Source organism: Streptomyces sp. NPDC037290 (assembly GCF_055603245.1).
Genome location: NZ_JBVJVZ010000016.1, coordinates 25,748 through 34,186, shown reverse-complemented (window position 1 = coordinate 34,186; position 8,439 = coordinate 25,748). Strand labels below are relative to the sequence as shown.

7 protein-coding genes and 1 pseudogene are annotated in these 8,439 nt (G+C 70.6%); 3 read left to right on the top strand and 5 right to left on the bottom strand.

What is annotated here, in order from left to right:
* Window positions 1-158: 158 nt before the first annotated feature.
* Window positions 159-494 (bottom strand): hypothetical protein, encoded by a 336-nt coding sequence (locus tag ACZ7HQ_RS35405; protein ID WP_470999010.1) that lies wholly within the window; start codon window positions 492-494, stop codon window positions 159-161.
* Window positions 495-871: 377 nt separating this feature from the next.
* Between ACZ7HQ_RS35405 and ACZ7HQ_RS35400 the strand changes: the two genes are divergently transcribed.
* Window positions 872-1,843 (top strand): helix-turn-helix transcriptional regulator, encoded by a 972-nt coding sequence (locus ACZ7HQ_RS35400; protein WP_470999008.1) that lies wholly within the window; start codon window positions 872-874, stop codon window positions 1,841-1,843.
* Window positions 1,844-1,901: 58 nt separating this feature from the next.
* Window positions 1,902-2,108 (top strand): annotated as a pseudogene (locus ACZ7HQ_RS35395) (helix-turn-helix domain-containing protein); the annotation flags it as partial.
* Here ACZ7HQ_RS35395 and ACZ7HQ_RS35390 read toward each other — a convergent pair.
* Window positions 2,071-3,117, bottom strand: coding sequence for a helix-turn-helix transcriptional regulator (locus ACZ7HQ_RS35390; protein WP_470999006.1), 1,047 nt, complete (start codon window positions 3,115-3,117; stop codon window positions 2,071-2,073). The pseudogene ACZ7HQ_RS35395 and the gene ACZ7HQ_RS35390 sit on opposite strands and share 38 nt — an antisense overlap.
* Window positions 3,118-3,299: 182 nt before the next feature.
* Complete coding sequence (locus tag ACZ7HQ_RS35385; protein WP_470999004.1) at window positions 3,300-4,406, bottom strand: sugar ABC transporter substrate-binding protein; 1,107 nt, start codon at window positions 4,404-4,406, stop codon at window positions 3,300-3,302.
* A gap of 283 nt (window positions 4,407-4,689) precedes the next feature.
* Here ACZ7HQ_RS35385 and ACZ7HQ_RS35380 point away from each other — a divergent pair, with 283 nt between their 5' ends.
* Window positions 4,690-6,720 (top strand): PA14 domain-containing protein, encoded by a 2,031-nt coding sequence (locus ACZ7HQ_RS35380; protein ID WP_470999002.1) that lies wholly within the window; start codon window positions 4,690-4,692, stop codon window positions 6,718-6,720.
* A gap of 52 nt (window positions 6,721-6,772) precedes the next feature.
* On the opposite strand, the gene ACZ7HQ_RS35375 is transcribed toward ACZ7HQ_RS35380, so the two are convergent.
* A complete protein-coding gene (locus tag ACZ7HQ_RS35375) occupies window positions 6,773-7,222 on the bottom strand; it encodes a heat shock protein transcriptional repressor HspR (protein ID WP_450801484.1) in 450 nt (149 codons plus the stop codon).
* 5 nt (window positions 7,223-7,227) lie between these two features.
* On the bottom strand, window positions 7,228-8,403 hold the full coding sequence (gene dnaJ / locus ACZ7HQ_RS35370) for a molecular chaperone DnaJ (protein WP_470998999.1): 1,176 nt from the start codon (window positions 8,401-8,403) through the stop codon (window positions 7,228-7,230).
* Between the last annotated feature and the right edge of the window lie 36 nt (window positions 8,404-8,439).

Genomic DNA, 8,439 nt, shown 5'->3' with positions numbered 1-8,439 from the left:
CCCTCTCCCCCCCCGCCCCACCCCCCCCCCCCCCCCCCCCCCCCCCCCCCCCCCCCCCCCCCCCCCCCCCCCCCCCCCCCCCCCCCCCTCCCCCCCCCCCCCCCCCCCCCGCTGCGGGGGGAAGCACCTGAGCGATCTTTTACGACGGGGGAATCGCGTCAGGCACTGCGGGGGGTGGCCGAGATGGTCCTCAGATCCTGGTCCGTCGGCTCGGCGAGCCGGTGGTCCCGCTGGTCAAGGTTCACAAAGATCATTCCGTACCGGACGGCGCACCGTACCGGCTGGGGCGCGCCACGCGGCTTGCGCAGGCACCGGTAGGCCCGCACGTCCTCGTCGTCGTCCCGGGTGACGACGACCGGCTCTCCGAACACAGTCACCATCAACGAGTCACCACTGTGGGGGATGGCGGTGACCAGGTCGATGAAGTGCCAGCCGGAGCGGTAGGCGGTGGCCATTTCCCGGCGGAAGGAGCGGTCGTCGGGTGGAGTAGTCATCGGTCAGCCCCAGGTGGTGTCGTCTGCGCCATCGGTTTGAACCGATGCGGCGCTGTCGGCACTCATAGCGACGGTCCGAGGAGCCACTCCCCAGGTGGTGTCCGCAGCAACGTCACGCTTCCCACCGGAGAGGCCACTCAGCGCGCCGAAGGCCACAACGGCGGAGAAGGTGACGGCAAGCATCGACCGAAGCATTCTCTTGCGCATAGTCGGCTTCGTCCTCACTTGATGGTCCCCTCTTCCCCCGTCGAACAAGACGATGTCTCATTTGGGCACGTCATGGCCACACGATCGATGCATCATGTTCCTGCATGTTCAGGACCCTGGGGGGTGGAGATTTGACAAAAAATCGGACCAAAGTGCCACATCCCCATGCGATGACCGAGCTCTGCGAGGAGGGTAGCCGTCTCTACGCGAAGGCGCTGCGCTCGGGGCGCATCGCCCGTACGGAGGTGGAACCCGCCCCCTGCCTCATGGAGTTGGCCCTCCTGCACCCCGACCCCGACGACGCGAACTGGCTGCGCCCCACCCCTCCCTCGGTGGCCCTGGCCCAGCGGCTCAACCCGATCGAGCGGGAGATTTCGGAACGCAGACGGCTTTCGGTCGAACTGACCGAGGCGTTCGAACCGTTCATGACGCTCAGTGCGCAGAGCGCCACGCCCACGCACGCCATCTCGGTACTGGAGGGCCTGGACCGCATCAACGCGGCGCTCGACGTGGCGACGGCCGAGTGCCGTTCCGAGGTGCTCACCGTGCAACCGAGCAGCCGCCGCCTCGAACACACCCTCCTGCAGGGCCTGGAACGCGACCGTCCGCTCCTCGAACGCGGTGTGCGCATCAGGACCCTCTACCAGCACACGGCCCGCTACAGTCCCGAGACGCTCGGCTACGTGTCCCAGTTCTCCGAGGGCAAGGTGGAGTACCGGACCATCGACGAACTGGTGGAGCGGCTCATCATCTGCGACGAGACCGTCGCCTTCATCCCCACCCGCGACGACCGGCAGGTCGCCCTGGAACTCCGGCACCCCGGCCTGGTGCGCTACCTGATCAAGGTGTTCGAGTTCATGTGGGCCCGCGCGGTGCCGCTGAGCACCGGCGCCCCCTACGAGACCGCCCCCGACGGCATCACGGAGATCCAGCACTCCATCGCCAAGCTCCTGGTCGAGGGGCACGTCGACGAGGCCATCGCCCGACGGCTCGGCATGAACGTACGGACCTGCCGGGCCCACATCGCCAAGCTCGCGACGGCGCTGGGCAGCGGCAGCCGTGCCCAGCTCGGCTTTCTCATCGCCCAGTCGGGAATCCTGGACAAGGAGTCCGCGCGACCGGAACCGGACGGCCACCGGTGACCCGCGCCCGGCGGAGGGTGTCCTCGTGACCGCGCCGCGCACGCCCCGGGGGGCCTCCCCGAACGGCGTCACCCCGCGCCAGCGCGCGACAGCCGCCCTCCTGGTCGAAGGCCACACCGACGCCGTCATCGCCGACCGCCTCGGCATGAACGTCCGCACCGCCCGTCTGCACATCGCCAAACTCGCCGCCACCCTCGGCAGCGACAGCCGCACCCGGCTCGGCTATCTCATCGCACGCTCGGGGATTCTTGGTCAGGAGCCCTGAGCGCGCCGGCCGGCGGCCCGGGGCTGCGGTGGCCGTCCAGGCCGACCTGGGCGATCCGGACGCCCAGTTGGGTGCGGCTGGCCGCGCCGAGGGTCTCCGAGAGGCGGGCGATGTGGGCGCGGCAGGTACGCACGCTGATGCCGAGCCGCTCGGCGATCACCGCGTCCTGGTGGCCCTCGGCGAGCAGCGCGGCGATGGACTGCTCGCGGTGCGAGATGCCCTCGATGCCGGTGTCGGGGAGGGGCGCGGTGAGCGGGAGCGCGAGCCGCCAGAGCCGTTCGAAGACCGTGACCAGGTACTCGACCAGGGCCGGGTGGCGCAGTTCCAGGGCCATCGTGCGGTCGGAGTTGGCGGGGATGAAGGCCACCGTGCGGTCGAAGAGGATCAGGCGGTCGATCACCTCGTCCAGGGTGCGGGCCTCCACCGTGCCGCCCATCAGCTCCAGGTAGTTGAGCAGGCCCTGGCCGTGGCGGGCCACGTGCGTGTACAGGTCGCGCATGCGCACGCCCCGGCCGCGCAGGGCCAGCGCCCGGTGCAGCCCCTCGGTCAGCTCGGCCTCCCGGCGGATGCCGCCGGGCTGCACGGTGAGCACCTCGGTCGTGCACGCCTCGGTCGCCTCGTCCATCGCGGCCTGGATCCGGGACAGCCCGTCCAGTACCCGGATCGCGCTCCCCTCGGCGGGGGCGCCGAGCGCGCCCAGCCGACGGCCCAGCCCGGCGTACCACTCGAAGGCGGCCACCGCCGAGCCCACCCGCCGCTGACTCTCGCTGACCTCGTCGTAGACCCCGCGCAGCAGCCTGGTCATGACCTCCTGCGGGGAGGTCGGCACCAGCCAGTCCATGTCGTCGGGATCCGGGTGCAGCAGGGCCAGTTCCAGCAGACAGGGCACCGTCTCGGCATCAGTGCGCGGCACCCGCCCACGGCGTACGGCCCGGGAATACACCCGATCCCCGGCCGCGCACAGTCGGTCGGCGCCGTGTGGATGCTCCTCCGCCCCGCGCCCGGCCATCGCCCATTTCACCCCCGGTGTGCTGCCACTTCCGCAGCGCAACTATGCGCGGCGCCGACCGGGTCCGCAACACGGCTCTCCCCGACAGGGCTGCCGCAAAGGGCCGGTGTGTCCGGGTATCAGGCAGGCTCCGCCCCGCGCAGGAGTCGCCCCGCGCCCCTTTCGAGGCGCGGGGAACCGCCCTACTTCAGGCCGATCGCCGCACAGGCCGCCTTGTACCTGGCGGTGCAGATGTCACCCACGGAGTAGATGCCGTCCGCGACGACCGTGGACTTGATGCTGCTCTTGGTCAGGGCGGTCGGCTGGATCAGCCTGGCCGGGATGCCCTTGGCGGTGGGGCTGTCCACCTTGTCCTGGGTGAGCGCGTCGAACTGGATGTCCTTGCCCTGGACCTTGGCGACGGCCATCTGCGCGGCGGCCTCGGCCTCGTCCGGGTAGGGCTTGTAGACGCTCATGTACTGCTCGCCGGCCACGATCCGCTGGACCGCGTCGAGTTCCGCGTCCTGTCCGGTGATCGGGGGCAGGGTGGTGACGCCGGCGGCCTTCAGGGCCTTGAGGGCGCCGCCCGCCATGCCGTCGTTGGCGGCGTAGACACCGGCGATGTTGCTCTTGCCGATCGCGTTGATCGCCCTGGTCATCTCGGCGTCGGCGAGTTCCGGCTTCCAGTCCGTGGTGTCGTACGTCGCCGCGATCGTCACCTTGCCGTTCAGCTCGGAGAGCGCGCCCTGCTTGAACTGCTTGGCGTTCGGGTCGGTGGGCGAACCGTTGATCATGACGATCTTGTCGGAGGTGCCGGCGCCCGACCCGAGGGCCGACAGCAGGGTGCGGCCCTGCACCTCGCCGACCAGTTCGTTGTCGAAGGAGACGTACGCGTCGATCGGCCCCTCGGAGAGACGGTCGTAGGCGATGACCGGAATGCCCGCGTCCTTGGCCTTCTGCACCTCGGCGGCGATGGCGTGCGAGTCGACGGCGTCGAGCAGGATGATGTCGACCTTCTCGTCGATCATCTTCTGCAGCTGCGAGGCCTGCCGGGAGGCGTCCGCGTCGGCGTTGAGGTACTCGACCTTGCCCTGCTTCTTGGTGAGTTCGGCGACCTTGTCCCTGATGATGGGGTAGTCGAACTTGTCGTAGCGGGTGTTCGTCTTCTCCGGCAGCAGAAGGCCCACGGTGACGTCGTCGCCCTTGCTCGGGCTCGCGCTCGCGCCGTCCCCCGTCGCGTCCAGCACGCCACAACCGGCGAGCGAGAGGGTCATCGTGGATGCGGCCACGGATATGGCGATACGACGCATTCGAGGGCTCACTTCAGGTGCGTTCCGGACGTAGGGCAGCTATACGACCCAGGTGTCTGAAAAGACAACGCGGAGGCCGCACCCGGCGTCAAGCGTAACTACTTAACGAGTCCGCAACACCACGCTCGGCTGACCCTGTGAAGGCCAAGCGGAATCTTCTCCAAACACCTTTTACGGACTCTTCATTCAAGGTACGGCAAAGATCAGTACAACCAACCCTCTTGTTCACCAGTCGTGATCACCACTGGCGCCTGCCGCCCTCCCGACTCGATCAGAGGACCGAATGAAACCAGCCAGACGCGCGACCGCCGCGGCTGTCGTACTCGCCACCGCCGGCGGCCTGCTGACCGCGGCCGCCACGTCCGCCTCCGCCGCCACGACGTGCGCCGCACCGACCTACACCCGGACGTTCTACGCGAACACCACGTTCTCCGGCACTCCGAAGAAGACGGACTGCGACAGCGCCGTCGACCAGACCTGGAGCGGTGCGCCCGTCTCCGGCCTGCCGAAGGACAACTTCGGCGTCCGCTGGAGCGTCACCCTTGACTTCGGCTCCGGCGGTCCCTTCTCCTTCGCCGTCTCCGGAACCGACGGGATCCGCGTCTACCTGGACGGCGTCCGCACGGTCGACCTCTGGTCGAACACCTCGGGCACGCGCGCGAGGACCGCCGGCGTCACCATCCCCAGGGGCAGGCACACCGTGCGGCTCGACTACGTCAGCTGGACCGGCGGCGCGCAGGTGAAGTTCGCCTACACCCCGCGCACCTCCGCCACCGCCGACAAGGTCGCGCCGCTCGCCCCGGCCGGGGTCACCTGGGACTCCTACACCGGTGACCCGGACGGCACACACGCCGTGCTCAGCTGGGCGAGGAACGAGGAGATGGACCTCGCGGGGTACCGCGTCTACCGCCGGGTGGCGGGCACGAGCACCTACACGCCGGTCGGCACGACCACGGTGACCCGCTTCAGCGAACGGCCGCCGCAGACGGGGCAGTCGTACTACTACGAGGTCCGCGCCTACGACAAGGCCGGCAACGAGTCCGCCGGAAGCACCGACCAGGGCCCGGTCACCAGCCGGGACATGACCCCGCCCACCGCACCCCGGCTCACCGCGACCGGCACGGCGGACGCCAACCAGTTGACCTGGACGGCCGCCAAGGACGCCGTCACCTACCGAGTGTTCCGCAGGGCGGCCGGCGAGGCCTCCTTCAGCACGCTCACCGACACCACGGACACGAGCCACACGGACACCGGCGCGGCGTACCGCACCGCCTACGACTACAAGGTCAGCGCGATCGACGCGCACGGCAACGCCGCCGAGTCCGCCGTCGTGAGCAGCACCCGGACCATCACGCCGCCGCAGGCCGTGACGGCGGACACGAGCAGCGGCGAGGTGGTGCTCGGCTGGACCGAGCCCGCCGGCACCGCCGGCTACACGGTGCGCCGCGCGGAGACCTCCGCCGACGGCTCCCGCACCTGGCAGACCCTCACCTGTGGTTCGCCCACGAGCACCACCGACGCCGACGGCAGCACCGTCCGCGGCTGCACCGACCGCTCCGGCCGCCGCGGCACCACCTACCACTACACGGTGCTGCGCAAGGACACCGCCGGCCGCTGGTCCGTGCCCTCCGCCGAGGTCACCGCCACCCGGCCCGGCGACGAGATCCCGCCGCCGGCCGTCACCGGCCTGGCCGCCGAGCCGCTGGAGTACGGCATCCGCCTGACCTGGCGGTCCAGCACGGCGCCGGACCTGGCGTCCTACGCCCTCTACCGGCAGCAGGACACCTCGCACGATCCCGAGTACCTCGGGGCGGTGGACGCGTCGAAGACGCAGGCAGTGCTGTCGTGGCCGGCCGACGGCTCGTCGTACCGCCTCTTCGTCGTGGCCGTGGACGTCTACGGCAACTCCCTCACCTACGAGGACGATCCGGAGGTCGACGACTGGAGCGTGCCCGTCGCCTCCGTCCCGGTGACCGCGCTCGACCTGAGGCCCACGACGGTCCCGGACGCCACCTCGGGCTGCCGGACGACCACCTGGAACACCAGCAGCGGGGTCACGCTGGAACCGTGGTGTCCCTACGAGGACATCTCCGGGGTGACCGGCTTCCACGTCTACCGCTGGGACCGCGCCGAGGGCCGGTTCGTCCGGCTGACGGAGACCGCCGTGCCCAGGGGAAGGGGCGGCTGGGTCTGGACCGACACCGGCGCCCCCGCCGGCACGACGCTCTACTACATGATCTCGCTCGTCTCGGCGGACGGCACCGAGTCCTTCGCCGACATGGACTACGCCATCACCCAGCCCGGCACTTCCTGACACGCCGAAGGGGCCCGCGGAAGACCGCGGGCCCCTTCACCGTGTTCCCCGCTCAGTCGCTCTGCTGCCGCTTGGGCCGCCACACCACCAGCGCGCTGGTCTGCTGGACCTCCTGGTACGGCACCAGGTCGCGGCGGTAGGAGGCGTGGACGGCGGCCTCGCGCTGCTGCATCGCGGCCGCCGCGCCGTCCAGGGCCGCCTCCAGTTCCACCACGCGGGACTGGAGGGCCGCGACCTGGTTCTCCAGTTCGATGATGCGCTTGATGCCGGCCAGGTTGATGCCCTCGTCCTGCGACAACTGCTGCACCTGGCGCAGCAGTTCGATGTCACGGGCCGAGTAGCGCCGGCCCCGGCCCGCGGTGCGGTCCGGGGAGACCAGGCCGAGGCGGTCGTACTGGCGCAGCGTCTGCGGGTGGAGTCCGGAGAGCTGGGCCGCCACCGAGATGACGTAGACCGGGGTCTCCTCGGTCAGTTCATACGGGTTACGTCGACGGCCGTCCATCTCTCTCAGTCTCCCTTCGCGGCCTCGAACAGCTCCGCCCGCGGGTCCTCGCCCGCGGTCGCCTCGCGATACGCCACCAGTGCGTCACGAGCCTTCCCCGACAGGTCCTTGGGGACACTCACCTCGACGGTGACCAGGAGGTCGCCGCGGGTGCCGTCCTTGCGGACCGCGCCCTTGCCGCGGGCGCGCATGGTGCGGCCGTTGGGCGTGCCGGGCGGCAGCTTCAGGGTGACGGCCGGGCCGCCGAGGGTGGGCACGCGGACCTCGCCGCCGAGGGCCGCCTCGGGATACGTCACCGGCACGGTGACGGTGAGGTTGTCGCCCTTGCGTCCGAACACCGGGTGCTCGCCGACGTGCACGACCACGTACAGGTCGCCCGCCGGGCCGCCCCGCTCGCCGGGCGCGCCCTTGCCGCGCAACCGGATCCGCTGCCCGTCGGTCACGCCGGCCGGGATGCGGACCTGCATGGTGCGCGAGGACTTCGCGCGGCCGCTGCCGTTGCACTCCAGGCAGGGGTGCTCGGCGATCAGGCCGCGGCCCTTGCAGTCGGGGCAGGGGTCGGTGAGCGAGAAACCGCCGCCCGAGCCCCGCGCCACCTGCCCGGTGCCGACACAGGTCGGGCACACGCGCGGTGTGCCGTTCTTGTCGCCGGTGCCGGAGCAGGCCTTGCAGGGCGCCTGGGAGGACATCCTGAGCGGCACCGTGGCGCCCTCGATGGCCTCCGTGAAACTCAGCGTGACCTCGGTGTCGATGTCCTGGCCGCGCCGGGGCTGGGTGCGGGTGCCGCCCGGGGCTCCGCCGCGGTTGAACAGGCCCCCGAAGACGTCACCGAGTCCGCCGCCGAAGCCGCCGGAACCCCCGCCCTGGGCGCCGCCTCCGAAGAGGTCGCCCAGGTCGAAGTTGAAGGAGCCGCCGGCGCCCGGCCCGGGGCGGAAGCCGCCGTTGCCGAACAGGGCGCGTGCCTCGTCGTACTCCTTGCGCTTCTTGGGGTCGCCGAGTATGTCGTTCGCCTCGGAGATCTCCTTGAAGCGCTCCTCGGCCTTGGCGTTGCCCTTGTTGGCGTCCGGGTGGAACTCGCGGGCGAGCTTCCGGTACGCCTTCTTGATCTCGGCCTCGGTGGCGTCCTTGGGGACGCCGAGGACCTTGTAGTAGTCCTTCTCGATGAAGTCCTTGGTGCTCATCCCCGACGCCCCTCCTTCCTGTCTGCGGTGATGACG

Bases quoted from the DNA above. Each gene is read 5' to 3' on its own strand.
- ACZ7HQ_RS35405 (WP_470999010.1), bottom strand. From the start codon at position 494: ATGACTACTCCACCCGACGACCGCTCCTTCCGCCGGGAAATGGCCACC.
- ACZ7HQ_RS35400 (WP_470999008.1), top strand. From the start codon at position 872: ATGACCGAGCTCTGCGAGGAGGGTAGCCGTCTCTACGCGAAGGCGCTG.
- ACZ7HQ_RS35390 (WP_470999006.1), bottom strand. From the start codon at position 3,117: ATGGCCGGGCGCGGGGCGGAGGAGCATCCACACGGCGCCGACCGACTG.
- ACZ7HQ_RS35385 (WP_470999004.1), bottom strand. From the start codon at position 4,406: ATGCGTCGTATCGCCATATCCGTGGCCGCATCCACGATGACCCTCTCG.
- ACZ7HQ_RS35380 (WP_470999002.1), top strand. From the start codon at position 4,690: ATGAAACCAGCCAGACGCGCGACCGCCGCGGCTGTCGTACTCGCCACC.
- ACZ7HQ_RS35375 (WP_450801484.1), bottom strand. From the start codon at position 7,222: ATGGACGGCCGTCGACGTAACCCGTATGAACTGACCGAGGAGACCCCG.
- dnaJ (WP_470998999.1), bottom strand. From the start codon at position 8,403: ATGAGCACCAAGGACTTCATCGAGAAGGACTACTACAAGGTCCTCGGC.